13 protein-coding genes and 1 tRNA gene are annotated in these 16520 nt (G+C 62.7%); 11 read left to right on the forward strand and 3 right to left on the reverse strand.

Features of this window, described 5'->3' with window-relative positions; all coding sequences use genetic code 11:
• Positions 1–92: 92 nt before the first annotated feature.
• On the reverse strand, positions 93–1094 hold the full coding sequence (gene trxB, locus BC1002_RS03700) for a thioredoxin-disulfide reductase (protein ID WP_026227962.1): 1002 nt from the start codon (positions 1092–1094) through the stop codon (positions 93–95).
• A gap of 393 nt (positions 1095–1487) precedes the next feature.
• On the opposite strand from trxB, the gene BC1002_RS03705 reads away from it, so the two are divergent.
• From BC1002_RS03705 to BC1002_RS36040, 3 genes are all read left to right on the forward strand, one after another.
• Positions 1488–3797 carry a DNA translocase FtsK gene (locus tag BC1002_RS03705; RefSeq protein WP_013088738.1) on the forward strand — a complete coding sequence of 770 codons (2310 nt, stop codon included), beginning with the start codon at positions 1488–1490 and terminating at the stop codon, positions 3795–3797.
• Between the two features lie 148 nt (positions 3798–3945).
• Complete coding sequence (lolA, locus tag BC1002_RS03710) at positions 3946–4677, forward strand: outer membrane lipoprotein chaperone LolA (protein WP_013088739.1); 732 nt, start codon at positions 3946–3948, stop codon at positions 4675–4677.
• Positions 4678–5013: 336 nt separating this feature from the next.
• Positions 5014–5244 carry a hypothetical protein gene (locus BC1002_RS36040; protein WP_013088740.1) on the forward strand — a complete coding sequence of 77 codons (231 nt, stop codon included), beginning with the start codon at positions 5014–5016 and terminating at the stop codon, positions 5242–5244.
• An 82-nt stretch (positions 5245–5326) separates the two neighbouring features.
• On the opposite strand, the gene BC1002_RS37595 is transcribed toward BC1002_RS36040, so the two are convergent.
• Complete coding sequence (locus tag BC1002_RS37595; RefSeq protein ID WP_157874644.1) at positions 5327–5764, reverse strand: hypothetical protein; 438 nt, start codon at positions 5762–5764, stop codon at positions 5327–5329.
• Positions 5757–7073, reverse strand: coding sequence for a putative hydroxymethylpyrimidine transporter CytX (gene cytX, locus BC1002_RS03720; RefSeq protein ID WP_013088742.1), 1317 nt, complete (start codon positions 7071–7073; stop codon positions 5757–5759). Before cytX ends, BC1002_RS37595 begins: the two co-directional genes overlap by 8 nt.
• Before the next feature lie 226 nt (positions 7074–7299).
• On the opposite strand from cytX, the gene BC1002_RS03725 reads away from it, so the two are divergent.
• The 8 genes from BC1002_RS03725 (at position 7300) to minD (ending at position 16511) form a co-directional block, all read left to right on the forward strand.
• Positions 7300–8613 (forward strand): replication-associated recombination protein A, encoded by a 1314-nt coding sequence (locus BC1002_RS03725; protein WP_013088743.1) that lies wholly within the window; start codon positions 7300–7302, stop codon positions 8611–8613.
• 64 nt (positions 8614–8677) lie between these two features.
• Positions 8678–9973 carry a serine--tRNA ligase gene (gene serS / locus BC1002_RS03730; RefSeq protein ID WP_013088744.1) on the forward strand — a complete coding sequence of 432 codons (1296 nt, stop codon included), beginning with the start codon at positions 8678–8680 and terminating at the stop codon, positions 9971–9973.
• A 199-nt stretch (positions 9974–10172) separates the two neighbouring features.
• A tRNA-Ser gene (locus tag BC1002_RS03735) sits at positions 10173–10263 on the forward strand.
• Positions 10264–11004: 741 nt separating this feature from the next.
• Positions 11005–12600 (forward strand): hypothetical protein, encoded by a 1596-nt coding sequence (locus tag BC1002_RS03740; RefSeq protein WP_013088745.1) that lies wholly within the window; start codon positions 11005–11007, stop codon positions 12598–12600.
• 534 nt (positions 12601–13134) lie between these two features.
• The gene (map, locus tag BC1002_RS03745) at positions 13135–13920 is read left to right on the forward strand and encodes a type I methionyl aminopeptidase (protein WP_013088746.1); all 786 of its coding nucleotides are present in this window, start codon (positions 13135–13137) and stop codon (positions 13918–13920) included.
• Between the two features lie 92 nt (positions 13921–14012).
• Positions 14013–14546: a GNAT family N-acetyltransferase gene (locus BC1002_RS03750; RefSeq protein ID WP_013088747.1), complete on the forward strand. Its 534-nt coding sequence runs from the start codon at positions 14013–14015 to the stop codon at positions 14544–14546.
• A 210-nt stretch (positions 14547–14756) separates the two neighbouring features.
• A complete protein-coding gene (gene minC / locus BC1002_RS03755; RefSeq protein WP_013088748.1) occupies positions 14757–15590 on the forward strand; it encodes a septum site-determining protein MinC in 834 nt (277 codons plus the stop codon).
• Between the two features lie 105 nt (positions 15591–15695).
• The gene (gene minD, locus BC1002_RS03760; RefSeq protein WP_013088749.1) at positions 15696–16511 is read left to right on the forward strand and encodes a septum site-determining protein MinD; all 816 of its coding nucleotides are present in this window, start codon (positions 15696–15698) and stop codon (positions 16509–16511) included.
• The last annotated feature ends 9 nt before the right edge of the window (positions 16512–16520 follow it).

Genomic DNA, 16520 nt, shown 5'->3' on the forward strand with positions numbered 1-16520 from the left:
AGCCAATGACGGTTGCGCTGCGCGCCACCGTCATTTTACTGTCGCGCCCGTTGCCGCGACTTCGCGCCGCCGCGATGGCGGCGCACCGCGCATCAGCGGTCCGCTTCGGCGCTCATCGCGTGCTCGCCGGCCATCTCGTTGATGGTCTCGAGATAGCGCTGTGCATCCAGCGCGGCCATACAGCCGGTGCCCGCGCTCGTGATCGCCTGGCGATAGATATGGTCCTGCACGTCGCCGGCGGCGAAGACACCCGGCACGCTCGTCGCGGTCGCGAAACCGTTCAGGCCGCCCTTCGTGATGATGTAGCCGTTCTTCATTTCGAGCTGGCCTTCGAAGATGTCCGTGTTCGGCTTGTGGCCGATCGCGACGAACAGGCCCTGCAACGCGATGTCGGTGGTTTCGCCAGTCTGCGTGTGCTTGATGCGCAGGCCGGTCACGCCGGAATCGTCGCCCGTCACTTCTTCGAGCACATGGTTCCACTTGATCTCGACGACGCCTTCCTTCTCCTTCGCGAGCAGACGGTCGATCAGGATCGGCTCGGCGCGGAACTTGTCACGGCGATGGATCACGGTGACCTTCTTCGCAATGCCGGCGAGGTACAGCGCCTCTTCGACGGCCGTATTGCCGCCGCCGATCACGGCGACGTGCTGCTGCTTGTAGAAGAAGCCGTCGCAGGTCGCGCAGGCCGACACGCCCTTGCCCATGAACGCCTCTTCCGACGGCAGGCCGAGATATTGCGCCGATGCACCCGTCGAGATGATCAGCGAGTCGCACGTGTATTCGCCCGAATCGCCGATCAGGCGAATCGGCTTCTCATCGAGCTTCGCCGTGTGGATGTGGTCGAAGATGATTTCGGTGTTGAAGCGCTCGGCGTGCTCGAGGAAGCGCGCCATCAGTTCCGGGCCTTGCACGCCGTTGGCGTCGGCGGGCCAGTTTTCGACGTCGGTCGTAGTCATCAGCTGGCCGCCTTGCGCGAGGCCGGTGACGAGTACCGGCGCGAGGTTGGCGCGCGCCGCGTAAACCGCCGCCGTATAGCCGGCGGGGCCGGAACCGAGAATCAGAACCTTGGCGTGTTTCGTTGCAGTTGCGGGCATGATCGAATCCTTGAACGGCGCGCGGCTCGCCATTGCGTAGCCGTGCGTTTTTGAACTGAAACTGTAGATGGGTATCAGACCGGCATTATAAAGGGCGGGGCGCGTGGCTGCGCCATCAAGCTTTCTCATCGCCGCGATAGCGTGGCGGCTTGCGCGCGCGCTGTGAGCACGGGGCCCGATACGACGAAGTCAGCGCGCGTCGCGCACGCATCTGTGGTCAAACCGCGAAGTTACCGTCATTTACAGCCTCGCGCGGGACACAGCGTTTACAATAGCCCGGATCGAAGTTCCCGGTAGCCGGGATCGGGCCCGAAGCCGCGCGCGGCGAGGCTCGGGCCGCGTTCCCGGTGGCAGTTTCAGCCTGAACCGGCTACCCCAGGCAAAACAGGATCAATGGCAAAAGCTCCTTATACCGCGAGCGCGCAGGCATTGCCGCACCGCATGTCGCGCCTCTTCACCGAAATCCGCTGGATTCTGCAGGTGGCCCTCGGCGTGTTCCTGCTGATGTCCCTCGTCAGCTACAGCAGGCACGACCCGAGCTGGACCCATGCCGCGCAGGTCGACCATATCTCGAACTGGGCGGGCCGCGTCGGCGCATGGACTTCAGACATCCTGCTGCTGCTGTTCGGCCTGTCCGCCTACTGGTGGATCGTGCTGCTCGGCCGCCACATCTCCGCGAACTACAAGCGCATCACCCGCAACGAAGAGCCGCAGGACGACGACGCGCCGCGCGGCGTCAGCTGGCTCGCGGATGCTTTCGCGTTCATGCTCGTGCTGCTGTCGTGCAACGGCCTCGAGGCGCTGCGCATGTGGTCGCTGAGAGTGCAGTTGCCGCGCGCGCCCGGCGGCGTGATCGGCGAGGCAGTCGCGCGTGGCATCTCGCATGCGCTCGGCTTCACCGGCGGCACGCTTGCGCTGCTGCTCGGTCTCGGGATCGGGCTGTCGCTGTACTTCCGTTTTTCGTGGCTGTCGGTCGCGGAGAAGGTCGGCGAATCGATCATTTCCGCGGTGACGTTCGCGAAGCTGCGCCGCGAGGCCGGGCTCGATCGCAAGCTCGGTGAAGCGGCCGCCGTGAAGCGCGAAGGCAAGGTCGAGAAGGGCCGCGTGCGCATCGAGGAGCACGAGCCCGTGGTGATCGTGCCGCCGCTCGCCACGCCGGCGAAGTCGGAGCGTGTCGAGAAGGAACGCCAGGTGCCGCTCTTCACCGATCTGCCCGGCGACTCGACGCTGCCGCCCATCTCGTTGCTCGACCCCGCGCCCGCCGCGCAGGAAACCATTTCCGCGGACACGCTCGAATTCACGTCGCGCCTGATCGAGAAGAAGCTGAAGGACTTCGGCGTCGAAGTCAGCGTGGTTGCCGCCTATCCGGGGCCCGTCGTCACGCGCTATGAAATCGAGCCGGCCACGGGTGTGAAGGGCAGTCAGATCGTCAATCTCGCGAAGGACCTCGCGCGTTCGCTGTCGCTCGTGTCGATCCGCGTCGTCGAAACCATTCCGGGCAAGAACTACATGGCGTTGGAGCTGCCGAACCAGCGCCGTCAGACCGTGAGCCTGTCCGAAATTCTCGGCTCGACCGTGTATGCGGATGCCGCGTCACCACTCACAATGGGTCTCGGCAAGGACATCGGCGGCAAGCCGGTGTGCGCGGATCTCGCGAAGATGCCGCATTTGCTCGTCGCCGGCACGACCGGTTCGGGCAAGTCGGTCGGTATCAACGCGATGATCCTGTCGCTGCTGTACAAGGCGAGCGCCGAGCAGGTGCGCATGATCCTGATCGATCCGAAGATGCTGGAAATGAGTGTCTACGAAGGCATTCCGCATCTGCTGTGTCCGGTCGTCACCGACATGCGCCAGGCGGGCCACGCGCTGAACTGGGCGGTCGCCGAAATGGAGCGCCGCTACAAGCTGATGAGCAAGGTCGGCGTGCGTAACCTCGCCGGCTACAACAACAAGATCGACGAAGCGGCCAAGCGCGAAGAAAAGCTGCCGAATCCGTTCAGCCTGACGCCGGACGATCCGGAACCGCTGACGCGTTTGCCGAACATCGTGATCGTCATCGACGAACTGGCCGACCTGATGATGGTCGTCGGCAAGAAGGTCGAAGAGCTGATCGCGCGGATCGCGCAGAAGGCGCGCGCGGCCGGCATCCATCTGATTCTCGCCACACAGCGTCCGTCGGTCGACGTGATCACCGGCCTGATCAAGGCCAACGTGCCGACCCGTATGGCGTTCCAGGTGTCGTCGAAAATCGACTCGCGCACGATTCTCGATCAGCAGGGCGCCGAGTCGCTGCTCGGCATGGGCGACATGCTGTATCTGCCGCCGGGCACGGGTTTGCCGGTGCGTGTGCACGGCGCGTTCGTGTCTGATGAAGAAGTGCATCGCGTCGTCGACAAGCTCAAGGAGCAGGGCGAGCCGAACTATATCGAGGGCATTCTCGAAGGCGGCGTGAGCGGCGAGGGCGACGAAGGCTCGGCGGGAACCGCGTCCTCCGAAGGCGAGTCGGACCCGTTATACGATCAGGCAGTCGACGTCGTGCTGAAGAATCGTCGCGCGTCGATTTCACTGGTGCAGCGGCACCTGCGCATCGGCTACAACCGGGCGGCGCGTCTGCTCGAACAGATGGAGAATTCGGGCGTGGTGTCGGCGATGTCGTCGAACGGCAATCGCGAGATTCTGGCGCCGGCGCGCGAAGCGGAATAGCGGTCGCCGCTTGCGGCCATTGCGTGCGCCGCCGCGCGCACCGTGGTGCGCACCGTTATGGCTCGACGTTGCGCCAATCACTTCATGTTCAGCGAGTGGATCGGCCCGGCGCAGCCCATCACCGAATTCAATCAAGGGAGAAAAACCTATGCAAGCAATCGCGCAGCAGGACGCCCGAAAGCGTCGAGCGGTTGGCCTCGGCGAACTCGCCCGCAGGATCGCGCGCGCCGCGGGCAGTGTCGCGATCGGTGCGTCGCTGCTCGTCGCGTCGCACGCGTTCGCGAGCGGCACCGAGCAACTGAAGGCATTCGTCTCGCAGGTCCATTCGGCGCGCGGAACCTTCGTGCAGCAGGAGGTGCGCGCGCCGAGCAAGGCGCAGGGCGCGAGCGGTGCGCTGTCCACCGCGAACCCGACCAAGCCGACCACGTCGAGCGGCACGTTCATGTTCGCGCGGCCCGGCAAGTTCATCTGGCAATACGAGAAGCCCTACTCGCAATTGCTGCAGGCGGACGGCGACAAGCTCTTCGTCTATGACAAGGATCTAAACCAGGTGACAGTGCGCGCGCTCGGCAACGCGCTCGGCGCGAGTCCGGCGGCAATCCTGTTCGGCAGCAACGACCTGGACAAGAATTTCACGCTGCGCGACGCGGGCGTGAAGGCCGGCATCGACTGGCTCGAACTGACGCCGAAAGCGAAGGACACGCAGTTCGAGCGGGTCGGCATCGGTTTCAAGGACGGCAATCTCGAAGCGATGGAATTGCACGACGTGTTCGGTAATGTCACGCTGCTGACGTTCTCGAACATCCAGAAAAATCCGCAGCTGCCGTCCGATGCATTCAAGTTCACGGTGCCGAAGGGCGCGGATGTGATCAACGGATAAACCACGCGGTGGGCGCCGACGCGCGGCGCTTTCGCAAACGCCGGCGAAGCCGCGCTTGTCGAGCGCGGCTTTTTTATTTCGCGCGGGCATGCGGCGCGTGGATTGCTTAAGATGCGCGCTCTGCGTCGCGATGAAATTCATTTCATCGTAGCGGCAGACGTAATGATTTAGTGCGAGACTGTAAAGACCGGCATCGCTGATCGGCTCGAGTTAGCGCCCTCCGATCAGGATTGGGCCCGCACTCTCTAACAATTTTTTGCTGCGACGCAACAAAATAACGCCTAAACTGGTCGAAGCTGGTTGTTGCTTCGAATGTCTGGAAAGGTGAGGCATGTCATGAGATTGTCTTCTTCACACGAGTTATGCTTGGCCCCGTCCCTCCATGTCTTCGAACAGGAGGGCGGATGGCATTGGGGAATCACGGTTCCGCGGTCGGCCGGAAGTGGTTTCAAGGTCGTTGCATACAGCGAAAAAACCTTTATCGATAAGGCCGAAGCCCATCGGGAAGGCAATCGCGCCCTCGAACGTTTCTCCGATGCGCAGTCGGTTTCCTTTGAGCGGCAATAGGCCGGAGAATTTTCATGCACATAACGTGCACGTTATTTGGACGCCGGGCAAAAAACCGCAATGATTACCTGTCGGTAATATTTCAATATGCAACGAATTGCATATCTTTTTGGACTTCCGCAAAATCGTAGCGATAATGTCTCGTTTTTGAGATACCGCTCTTACTTTGACTTTCGCGGAATATGAAACTACCCACGCACTCAGCGTGGAACTGGACGGCGTGAACTATGCCGGCACTTATCGCGTGATGACGGGCACCGTCGTTGTCCATTTCGCGAACGAGAGCAAATTTGCGTCGTACGCGCCGAACCGGCCCGAGACCGTCGCCCGCTGGCTGCTCACGGACCTGTGTCGAAAGGTCGAATCGCGTCGGCGCAAAACCGCGAAAAAATAGCCGGCGGCGCGAACCGCGGCTGGCGGTTTCAAGGTCATAAAAAAGACCTGCAATTGCATTGCAGGTCTTTTTTATTTTCTGGCAGCCGCGTCTAATGCAACCGCTCGGGCTAACGCGCTCACGCATACGCGGTCTTTCGGGTCGATACGAACACGTAGTAGCACACCGCGCCGATCGCGAGCGACGGCAGCGTCGCGCCGAGATTCGGCAGCCATTGATTGATCACCTGGTACGAAGCGATGCCGATCGCCCACGCGACGAACGCGCTCAGGTGCCAGCCGCCCGAGAAGCCGTAGCGGCCCCGCACATCGGCGAGCACCGCGGCATCGATGCGACGCTTGCGCACGACGAAGTGATCCATCAGCACGACGCCGAACAGCGGCGCGAATACCGAGCCGATCAGCAGCAGGAAGTTTTGGTACTTCGCCATCGGCACGAGCAGCGCGATCAGCGTGCAGAGCGCGCCGAACGCGGCCGACAGCAACGGCACGCTGGCGCGCGTCCAGAACGTGCCGGTGGATACCGCAGCCGAGTGAATATCGGCGAACGCATTGTCGATTTCGTCGATCAGGATCAGCAGCAGCGCGAATCCGCCGCCCGCTTGCGCGAGCGCGCCGGTCAGCAATGCGTCGCCGCCGCCGGCCGCGAGGCCATAGACCGCGCCGAGCGCGTAGAACCAGATGTTCGCGATGCCATAGCCGTACAGCGTGCCGCGGAACGTCTCGCCAGCACGGCGGCCGAAGCGCGTGTAGTCGGCGATCAGCGGCAGCCACGACAGCGGCATCGCGACCACGAGGTCGAGCGCACCGCCGAACGACATGTCGCCGGTGCCGGGACGCAGCATCAGGTCCGCGAGATTGTGGCGCGCGAGCAGGTTCCACGTGAGCCACGCGGCGCCCGCGAGCAGCAGCCAGATCCCCCACTTGCGCAGAAAGCGCCGCACGAACGACAGCGGGCCGCTGATCGCGAGCAAGGTTGCGAGCAGGCCGAAGATCACGGTCCACACGAGCGGCATCGACAGGCCGAACGCCTGTTTCGCGAGCGCATCGGCGGAATCGCGCATCACGATCACCTCGAACGAGCCCCAGCCGACCAGTTGCACCATGTTCAGCACGGCCGGCACCGACGCGCCGCGCACGCCGAGCGTCGGACGCAGCGACGACATCGCCGCGAGCCCGGTATCGGTGCCGATCACGCCCGCGAGCGCGAGCAGCACGACGCCGATCACGCTGCCGAGCACGATTGCGATGAGCGCATGCGGTAGCGACAAGCCCGGCACGAGCAATGCGCCCGCCTGGGCGACCAGCAGGCCGATGCCGAGCGAGAACCACAGCGCGAACGCGTCGCCGGTACGGAACGCGCGGCGCGCGTCGGGCACCGGCGTGAGCGGCGCGTAGGTAGAGTCGGCTTCGCCGGCGACAAAATCTTGAGCCATCTGATGTGTGTTCCTCCTGGTGGTGCGGTGAAGCTCTTCGCTGTGAATATTTGCGCCGCCGGCGCGCCGGGTCGGCCATCGCGCCGCCGCCGTCACTGTCATAATGCAGGACGTTGCCCGCGTTGTTGCCTCTGCTTGCGGCCGTGCGCGGGCTTTGCGCTTGTGCCGCGCGGCGCCGCTCCGAAGCGGCGCGCACCCGGAAAGCCGAGATTATCCCCAAAACGTCATGTTTGAAGAAACCCGTGCCAATGTTCCGCTCGCCGAACGCCTGCGGCCACGCAATATCGACGAAGTGATCGGCCAGTCGCATCTGCTCGGTCCGAACAAGCCGCTCAGGGTCGCGTTCGAATCGGGCGAGGCCCATTCGATGATCCTGTGGGGCCCGCCCGGCGTCGGCAAGACCACGCTCGCGCGGCTGATGGCCGATGCGTTCGACGCGCAGTTCATCGCGTTGTCCGCGGTGCTGTCGGGCGTGAAGGATATCCGCGAGGCGGTCGAGACCGCGCAGATCCATCGCGCGAACGGCCATCAGACGCTGGTGTTCGTCGACGAAGTGCATCGCTTCAACAAGAGCCAGCAAGACGCGTTCTTGCCGCACGTCGAGTCGGGCCTGTTCGTGTTCGTCGGCGCGACGACCGAGAATCCGTCGTTCGAGGTCAATAGCGCGTTGCTGTCGCGCGCCGCCGTCTACGTGCTGAAGAGCCTGACCGACGACGAACAGCGCGAGCTGCTCGAGCGCGCACAGAAGGAGCTCGGCGGCCTCACGTTCACCGACGAAGCACGCACCGCGCTGATCGGCTCTGCCGACGGCGACGGCCGCAAGCTGTTGAACAACCTCGAGATCGTCGCGCGCGCGGCCGCCCAGCAGAAGACCACTGAAATCGATGGCGCGTTATTGGGCAGCGCGCTCGCGGAAAATCTGCGCCGCTTCGACAAGGGCGGCGACGCGTTCTACGACCAGATCAGCGCGCTGCATAAATCGGTGCGCGGTAGCAACCCGGACGGCGCGCTGTACTGGTTCTGCCGAATGCTCGACGGCGGCGCGGACCCGCGCTATCTGGCGCGTCGCATCGTGCGCATGGCGTGGGAAGACATCGGCCTCGCGGACCCGCGCGCCGCGCGCATCACGCTCGACGCCGCCGAAACCTACGAGCGTCTCGGCTCGCCGGAAGGCGAGCTCGCGCTCGCGCAGGCGATCATCTATCTCGCGGTCGCGCCGAAATCGAATGCCGGATACAACGCGTACAACGAGGCGCGGCGCTTCGTCGGCAAGGACCAGTCGCGCGCGGTGCCGGTGCATCTGCGCAACGCGCCGACGAAGCTGATGAAGGAGCTCGGCTACGGCCACGACTACCGCTACGCGCACGACGAGCCCGATGCGTACGCGGCCGGCGAGACCTATCTGCCGGACGGCATGCGCGAGCCGCATTGGTACGAGCCGACGCCGCGTGGTCTCGAAGGCAAGATCGGCGAAAAGCTCGCGCGCCTCGGCGAGCTCGATGCGCGATGGCGCGCCGAGAACAAGCCGAAGAAGGCTTGAGGCGTTTCGCCTGTGCCGGTGCGCTAAAATCGCGTTTTCATACAACGAACATCCGTCCCATCCCATGCTCGACATCCAGTTGCTGCGCAAAGACCTCGACGGCGTCGCCAAGCGCCTCGCCGACCGCGGCTATACCCTCGACGTCGCGGCCTTCACCGCGCTCGAAGCGGAACGCCGCGATACCCAGACCCGAACCGAAGAACTGCAGGCGCGCCGCAACAGCCTGTCGAAGCAGATCGGCGCGATGAAAGGGCGTGGCGAAGACACGTCGGCGGTGATGGCCGAAGTGAGCGGCATCGGCGATGAGATGAAAGCGTCGGCGGTCAAGCTCGAAGACATCCAGACGCGTTTGTCGGATCTGCTGCTCGGCGTGCCGAACCTCGCGCACGAAAGCGTGCCGGTCGGCAACGACGAGGCCCATAACGTCGAAGTGCGTCGCTGGGGCACGCCACGACAGTTCGACTTCGAGGTCAAGGATCACGTCGACGTCGGCACGCCGCTCGGCCTCGACTTCGAGACTGGCGCGAAGCTGTCGGGCGCGCGCTTCACGATGCTGCGCGGCCAGATTGCGCGGCTGCATCGCGCGCTCGCGCAGTTCATGATCGATACGCACACGCAGCAGCATGGCTATACCGAGATCTACACGCCGTACATCGTGAATCCGGACATCCTGTACGGCACCGGCCAGCTGCCGAAGTTCGCCGACGATATGTTCCGCGTCGAGAAGGGCGGTGGTGAAAGCACGGTCACGCAGTACCTGATCTCGACCTCGGAAATTTCGCTGACCAACACGGTGCGTGAGAGCATCGTCGATGCGGACGCGTTGCCGATCAAGCTGACCGCGCACTCGCCGTGCTTCCGCTCGGAGGCGGGCTCGTACGGCCGCGACACGCGCGGCATGATTCGCCAGCATCAGTTCGACAAGGTCGAGATGGTGCAGGTGGTCGCTCCTGATGCATCGTACGACGCGCTCGAGCAGATGGTCGGCCATGCCGAGGCGATTCTGCAGAAGCTCGAACTGCCGTATCGCGTGATCACACTGTGCACCGGCGACATGGGCTTCTCCGCAGCGAAGACCTACGACCTCGAAGTGTGGCTGCCCGCGCAGAACACGTATCGCGAGATTTCGAGCTGCTCGAATACCGAGTCGTTCCAGGCGCGACGCATGCAGGCGCGTTTCCGCAACGCGCAGGGCAAGCCTGAGCTCGTGCATACGCTGAACGGCTCGGGTCTTGCGGTGGGTCGCACGCTCGTCGCGGTGCTCGAGAACTTCCAGAACGCCGATGGTTCGGTGACCGTGCCCACGGCACTGCGGCCTTACCTCGGCGGCATCGAGCGGCTGGAGGTGCCGGCTGCTTGATGAGTGTCGCTGGCATGTGCGTAGGCGCGGTATCGTCGCGTGTTTGACGGTGCCGTTGCCGGCAGCTAGGTCTTTCGAAGAAATTTAGAAGTTTTTTCGTCGAGGGGCTTGGAAAACTGATTCGAGCTGTTTTATAATCTTTTTCTCCCAAGCAACGACCCGCTTGGATCCGACGAAGCAGCAGCGTGTTGGAATACCCGGAAAGGTGGCAGAGTGGTCGAATGTACCTGACTCGAAATCAGGCGTACGGTTTCCCCGTACCGTGGGTTCGAATCCCACCCTTTCCGCCAAATTCTGAAGCCCCTTGATTTCACCGAGATCAAGGGGTTTTTGTTTTGGGTTTTCGAATTGTTTTGCCAAGGCAATCCGAAATTGTTCAAGCATCATTTCTATTGGCGAAATTCATTGTTCCAATTTTTTTTGCATGAGCTAGCGGTTGCTCGTGGTCTTTTTCGTTTCCATTTCCATACAAATACCTTTAACGATACGTGCGTCACTGTCCCCCAAATTCATATGCCGGACATATGAGGCATATGGCTGTCGCATACTATAAGGGGTCGAAGTAAGAAAATTCGCGGGCAACCCGCCCCCCGATCGACTTCTTAAAGTGCGAATCTACGCCGACCCCACAGATATCCGCAAGAACTGCCTTTTTTTACAAATAAATACGATTTTTGGCTGGGCTCGGTCATTCGTTCAGGGTACGATTTACGCCGTCAGCAGCTTTTACGGGAAGATTTTTCCTACCAACAACAGCTGTCGCAGTAATCGGTAAAAGGTTCGCAAGGCAAACGTTTGCGGACTGACGCGCACCAGCATTGTCAATCTGGACCACCGCGAGGAGCCTCTTCGCGCGCATCGGTTCAATCGGACATCACAGACGTGCGTTCCAAGGCACCCTCGGGACAAATGTTTTTAAGGAATGCAAATTCATTTGCATCGAATCCTTATGCATTGTCCGTCCGAATCACAGCGAATTCACCTTTGGTCTTTTTATCGGGAATTTTCCCGACATTTGGAATTACTCCGCGATGATAAAACGACGTCAATTCATTGGGGGCCTGACGGCCCTGAGCGCAAGTTATCTTTTGGCCGCATGCGGCGGGGGCGGATCCGGCACCGCGGACGACAAGGCTGCCGCTGCTGCCGGTGCATCCGGCGCTTCAGGTACCGCGGCTTCCAAAACGGCCGTCGCGAAGACGAGCGATCCGAACAGTGCCTCCATTCCGCCCGCCTCGTCCATCACGGACAACTCCGGCAACGTCTGGACGCTGTCCGGAGGTGTCGGTGGCTCGGTCTACCGCAACGGTTCGGCGGCAGGCAACACCTATAACGTGCAGATGATCCTGTTTTACGCCGGCGTGATCTATCACGAGGGCACGGGTGGTCAGTTCTATCAATGGACCGGCTCGGGCTGGAAGGGTAGCCTCGACCCGCGCCTCGGCGGCACCTCGGCTGATGGCACCACGATCCCCGGTTCGTCGTACATCATCGACAAGTCCAACAACGTCTGGACGGTGACCAACGGTGTTATTTACTGCAATGGGGCGACCGTAGGCAACACGTACAACGTCTCGCTGCTGTTGTGGTACGGCGGCAAGATCTGGCATTGCGGCACGGGTGGCCAGTTCTACGTGAACAACGACTCCGCCGGTCATTGGCTGGCATGTAACGATCCACGTACCGCGATCGAACCGGCCGCGGGCATGTTCTACGGCATGAATGGCCACTTCGACTACAACTACACGCCTCAACAGGTCGTGTCGATCCTGAAGGGCATGGGCTGCACCAGCTATCGCGTGGGCTGCACCAACACTTCGACCCAGCTGAACGCACTGATCGGGCTTGCGCAGGCTTTCCAGTCGGCGGGCATGACGTTGATCGTGCTGATCAATCAGGGCGTCTACGACTCCAATGGCAACCTGTTCGCCAACGAGAGTGCCGCTTACAACCAGGGTTACTCGGTCGCCCAAGGCATCGCGAACGCACTGAAGCCGTATGGCGTGACCATTTACGAATGCGGCAACGAGTTGACGCGCACTAACGCCACCGTGATGAACTTCACCTATGCGGGCACGAAGGCGTCGGACTTCAACAACACGAACTGGCCGGTGATGCGCGGCGTGATGCGCGGCATGATCGACGGTGTGAAGTCGGTTCAGTCCAACGCGAAATGCGGCATCAACTTCTGTGTGAACGATATCGGCGCAGCGGACGCGCTGTGGGACGGTATGCAGCCCGATGGCAGCGGCGGCCACCCGACCGTGCGCTGGGACATCACCACGTGGCACAACTACGAGGTGTATGGCGACGTGTTCTCCCTCGGTGCGGACGGCGCCCAACCGGGCTTCGATCTGCCGATCTATTGCAAGGCCCGTTACGGCGTGCCGTTCCTGATCACCGAGTGGAACACCGGACCGGAACAAAACGAGACCTATCGTGGGAACTACATCACGACGAGGCTCGGCGAGTACTATCAGAATCGCAAGACGCACAATATCCAGGGCGTCATGTACTACGTGCTCGACAGCGGCGACCAGACGTTCGGCATCATGAAAAACGGCACGCCGTTGAATCCGGCGTACAGTGCGTTCCAAAGCTTCACGGCGGCGCATCCCGACAACTAAGCCGCAGATGTCGACGCAAGCAGCCCTGAGCGTCGATAAGAATCGCGCCCGAACCCTTGCCTCAGCGTATCGAGGCGAGGGGGTGGGCGCCTCATGCCATCCGCAACTCCTTCATCACCTCCGTCAACGCCCGGGCCTGATCCGCGGGTGACGCGCCCGCCGCCGCGCTTTCCTCGACGAGCGCCGCAGAGCGTCGATCATGCGTCGGAGAAAGCATTCATTCGCGCGTTCCGGCTCTGGGTCGGCATGGCGTTGCACGGCTCGATGAAGGTTCGAGCCTTATCTGCGCAACTCCATGTGAACGCGCAGGCCGGACAAGCTCACCACGCACGAACGGGTCACCCTGATTCGGGCGCGTGCCCCGCCAGCGCCGCCGCCGTCCGAGCATCTCTTCAGCCGGTTTGCTCCGAGTCCATCCGCGATCCTCTGTACAATTGCCCGAAATCGCCCATCGAGCGGCGGTTGCGGGCCGCCGGGCTTTCGGGCGCGGCGGGTCATTTCGCGTTTGACCCGCGACTCACATCGACTGAATTCATGGCCATTACCTACAAGACTCCCGACGATATCGCGAAGCTGCGCATTGCTGGACGCCTCGCGGCCGATGTGCTGGCAATGATCGGCGAGCACGTCAAGGCAGGCGTCTCCACCGACGACCTCGACGCGCTGTGCAACGACTACATCGTCCACACGCAGAAGGCGATTCCGGCCAACGTCGGCTATCTGGGCTTTCCGAAGACAGTCTGCACGTCGGTCAACCATGTCGTGTGTCACGGCATTCCGAATCGCGGCGAGATCCTGAAGGACGGCGACATCATCAACATCGACGTCGCGATCATCAAGGACGGCTATTTCGGCGACACCAGCCGCATGTACTGCGTCGGCCAGCCGAGCACGGTCGCGCGTGCGCTGATCGACACGACCTACGAGGCGATGGTGGCCGGCATCCGCGAGGTGAAGCCGGGTGCGACGCTGGGCGACGTCGGCCACGCGATCCAGAAGGTCGCGCAGCGCGAGGGTTTCTCGATCGTGCGCGACTACTGCGGGCACGGCATCGGCAAGGTCTATCACGAGGACCCGCAGGTGCTGCACTACGGCCAGCCGGGGCAGGGCGTGCGCCTGAAGCCGGGCATGGTCTTCACGATCGAGCCGATGATCAACGCGGGCCGCGCCGGCACGTCGGTGCAGCGCGACGGCTGGACCGTGATCACGAAGGACCGCTCGCTGTCGGCGCAATGGGAACACATGGTCGCTGTGACCGACGACGGTTATGAACTACTGACGCCGTGGCCGGACGGCACGGGCAACTACGACGCGCCGTGAGCGGGATCGCATATTCTGGTCAATAATAAATTTGACTCGCCGGCCGGTTCGGTTAAAGCTACGCGTTAGGGTTTCCAGGGGTATTCGTCTGCATGAGTCCGTCATTGACCGTTCGCCGCATCACTGCTGATCAGGGCGCCGTATTTCGCGAACTCCGCACCGCCTCGCTGCGGGAGGCGCCATATGCCTTCGGCGCGACGCTCGAGGATGCGTTGTCGGCTGATGCCGCCAGTTTCGACGCGACTGCGGCGAATCACGCCGTTTCGCAGTCCGTCGGCACGTTCCTGCTCTACACCGAGGGCCATCCGGCCGGCCTCGTCGAGGCGCACTTCGACGACACCGCAGCGCGCCGCGCGTTCGTCTGCGAATTGTGGGTGGCGCCGGCCGTGCGTCATCTGCGCGGCGGCGAACTGCTCGTCGACACCGCGAGCAGCTGGCTCGCGAATGCGGGCGCCACGGAAATCTACGCGTGGGTCGCCGACACGAACCGCAACGCGATGCGCTTCTACGAGGCGCTCGGCTTCGGCCCGACCGGCGAGCACCGGCGCGTCGAGCGCGCGCCCGAGCAGGTCGAAAGTCTGCTGGTGCGGCACGTGCCCACTACTTCGCAAGTGCTTCAACACTGATCACCCAGGCGGCGCGTCGCGCGCGCCGCTCGTCTTCGCCGTCCGTTCATCACGGTCTTTTTCCCGCCAGCATTTCTTTCGCACCGTCGCGCGTCGATTGTATCGACGACACGCGTTGCGCCCACGCGTGCGAGCACTGATTCTCCCGGGAAAAATAGTGGCCGCGCGCACGTACGCCTGTAAAATACGCAAAATTTTTTGCCGAACGCTATGTCGCCCAAGAAATCGCCCTTTTTCGAACTGCGCAGCGGCTCTGTCGACACGCTGATGTTCGTGGTCAAAACGACCGACCTCGATGCGATGCGTGCAGAGCTGACGCGACGCTTCGAGGCGACCCCCGAATTCTTCGCTAACGACGTCGTCGCGATCGACGTGCGGCGCCTCGCCGACAACGAACGCGTGCCGCTCGCCGACATCGCGCAACTGCTCGACAGCGTGCGCATGCGTCCGGTCGGCGTGGTCGCGAATGCGGAGCAGCAGTGGGCGACGGAGTCGGGATTGCCGCTGCTCGAAGCGCGCGACCGACGCGGCGCGCCGGCCAGGCAGGCCGATGAGGACAACACGTCGAGCGCGGCAAGCGCCGCATCAGGCACCGAGGCAGGCGCCGGTACGAGCACTGCCACCAGCACCGCATCCGCAACCGCCAGCACCGCTGCCGCCGCCGGCGAGCCCACGTCCGCCGTCGAACCGGTGCGCCTCGCCACGTCGCCGCAAACGATGGTGGTCGACAAGCCGCTGCGCTCCGGCCAGCGCATCTACGCGAAAGGCGATCTGGTCGTGCTCGGTCTCGTCAGCTATGGCGCCGAGGTGATCGCGGAAGGCAACATCCATATTTACGCGCCGCTGCGCGGCCGGGCATTGGCCGGCGTGCAGGGCAATCACGACGCGCGCATCTTCTGTACTTGTCTCGAACCGGAACTGATCTCGATCGCGGGTATCTATCGAACGACCGAGAACCCGCTGCCCGCCGACGTGCTCGGCAAGCCGGTGCAGATCTGGCTCGAAGACGAAAAACTGATGATCGAACCGCTGCGGCTCACGTAAAGCGCCGAGAAACGCGCGCTGCCCGAGCGATTTCGGCATGCGGCGTTTCAGTGCGACGCGCGCCGCGCATCAATTGACGCATTTGACGAACACAAGGTAAGGGTAATGGCAAAAATCATTGTGGTGACTTCGGGCAAGGGTGGCGTGGGCAAGACGACCACGAGCGCGAGCTTTGCGTCGGCCCTCGCGTTGCGCGGCAGCAAGACCGCCGTGATCGACTTCGACGTCGGCCTGCGCAACCTCGACCTCATCATGGGCTGCGAGCGCCGCGTCGTGTACGACCTGATCAACGTGATCCAGGGCGAAGCGAATCTGAACCAGGCGCTGATCAAAGACAAGAAGTGCGAAAACCTGTTCATCCTGCCGGCATCGCAGACGCGCGATAAGGACGCGCTGACGATGGAAGGCGTCGAAAAGGTCATCAACGATCTGATCGCGATGGACTTCGAATACATCGTTTGCGACTCGCCGGCCGGTATCGAATCGGGCGCGCTGCTTGCGATGCACTTCGCGGACGAAGCGCTGATCGTGACGAACCCGGAAGTGTCGTCGGTGCGCGACTCCGATCGCATTCTCGGCATCCTTTCGTCGAAGACCAAGCGTGCGATCGAAGGCAAGGAGCCGATCAAGGAGCATCTGCTGATTACCCGCTACAACCCGAAGCGTGTCAGCGAAGGCGAAATGCTGTCGCTGACCGACATTCAGGAAATTCTGCGCATCGATCTGATCGGCGTGATTCCGGAATCGGAAGCGGTGCTGCACGCGTCGAACCAGGGTCTGCCGGCCGTGCATCTGGACGGCACCGATGTGGCCGAAGCCTATAAGGATGTCGTGTCGCGTTTCCTCGGCGAGCAGAAATCGCTTCGCTTTGTCGATTACCAGAAGCCCGGGCTGCTGCAGCGCCTCTTCGGCACCAAGTAAGGGGAGCGC

Origin of the sequence: Paraburkholderia atlantica, from assembly GCF_000092885.1 — a bacterium.
Classification (GTDB): domain Bacteria; phylum Pseudomonadota; class Gammaproteobacteria; order Burkholderiales; family Burkholderiaceae; genus Paraburkholderia; species Paraburkholderia atlantica.

Excerpts from the sequence above, each read along its gene's own strand:
- trxB (WP_026227962.1), bottom strand. The coding sequence starts at position 1,094 with ATGCCCGCAACTGCAACGAAACACGCCAAGGTTCTGATTCTCGGTTCC.
- BC1002_RS03705 (WP_013088738.1), top strand. The coding sequence starts at position 1,488 with ATGGCAAAAGCTCCTTATACCGCGAGCGCGCAGGCATTGCCGCACCGC.
- lolA (WP_013088739.1), top strand. The coding sequence starts at position 3,946 with ATGCAAGCAATCGCGCAGCAGGACGCCCGAAAGCGTCGAGCGGTTGGC.
- BC1002_RS36040 (WP_013088740.1), top strand. The coding sequence starts at position 5,014 with ATGAGATTGTCTTCTTCACACGAGTTATGCTTGGCCCCGTCCCTCCAT.
- BC1002_RS37595 (WP_157874644.1), bottom strand. The coding sequence starts at position 5,764 with ATGCGTGAGCGCGTTAGCCCGAGCGGTTGCATTAGACGCGGCTGCCAG.
- cytX (WP_013088742.1), bottom strand. The coding sequence starts at position 7,073 with ATGGCTCAAGATTTTGTCGCCGGCGAAGCCGACTCTACCTACGCGCCG.
- BC1002_RS03725 (WP_013088743.1), top strand. The coding sequence starts at position 7,300 with ATGTTTGAAGAAACCCGTGCCAATGTTCCGCTCGCCGAACGCCTGCGG.
- serS (WP_013088744.1), top strand. The coding sequence starts at position 8,678 with ATGCTCGACATCCAGTTGCTGCGCAAAGACCTCGACGGCGTCGCCAAG.
- BC1002_RS03740 (WP_013088745.1), top strand. The coding sequence starts at position 11,005 with ATGATAAAACGACGTCAATTCATTGGGGGCCTGACGGCCCTGAGCGCA.
- map (WP_013088746.1), top strand. The coding sequence starts at position 13,135 with ATGGCCATTACCTACAAGACTCCCGACGATATCGCGAAGCTGCGCATT.
- BC1002_RS03750 (WP_013088747.1), top strand. The coding sequence starts at position 14,013 with ATGAGTCCGTCATTGACCGTTCGCCGCATCACTGCTGATCAGGGCGCC.
- minC (WP_013088748.1), top strand. The coding sequence starts at position 14,757 with ATGTCGCCCAAGAAATCGCCCTTTTTCGAACTGCGCAGCGGCTCTGTC.
- minD (WP_013088749.1), top strand. The coding sequence starts at position 15,696 with ATGGCAAAAATCATTGTGGTGACTTCGGGCAAGGGTGGCGTGGGCAAG.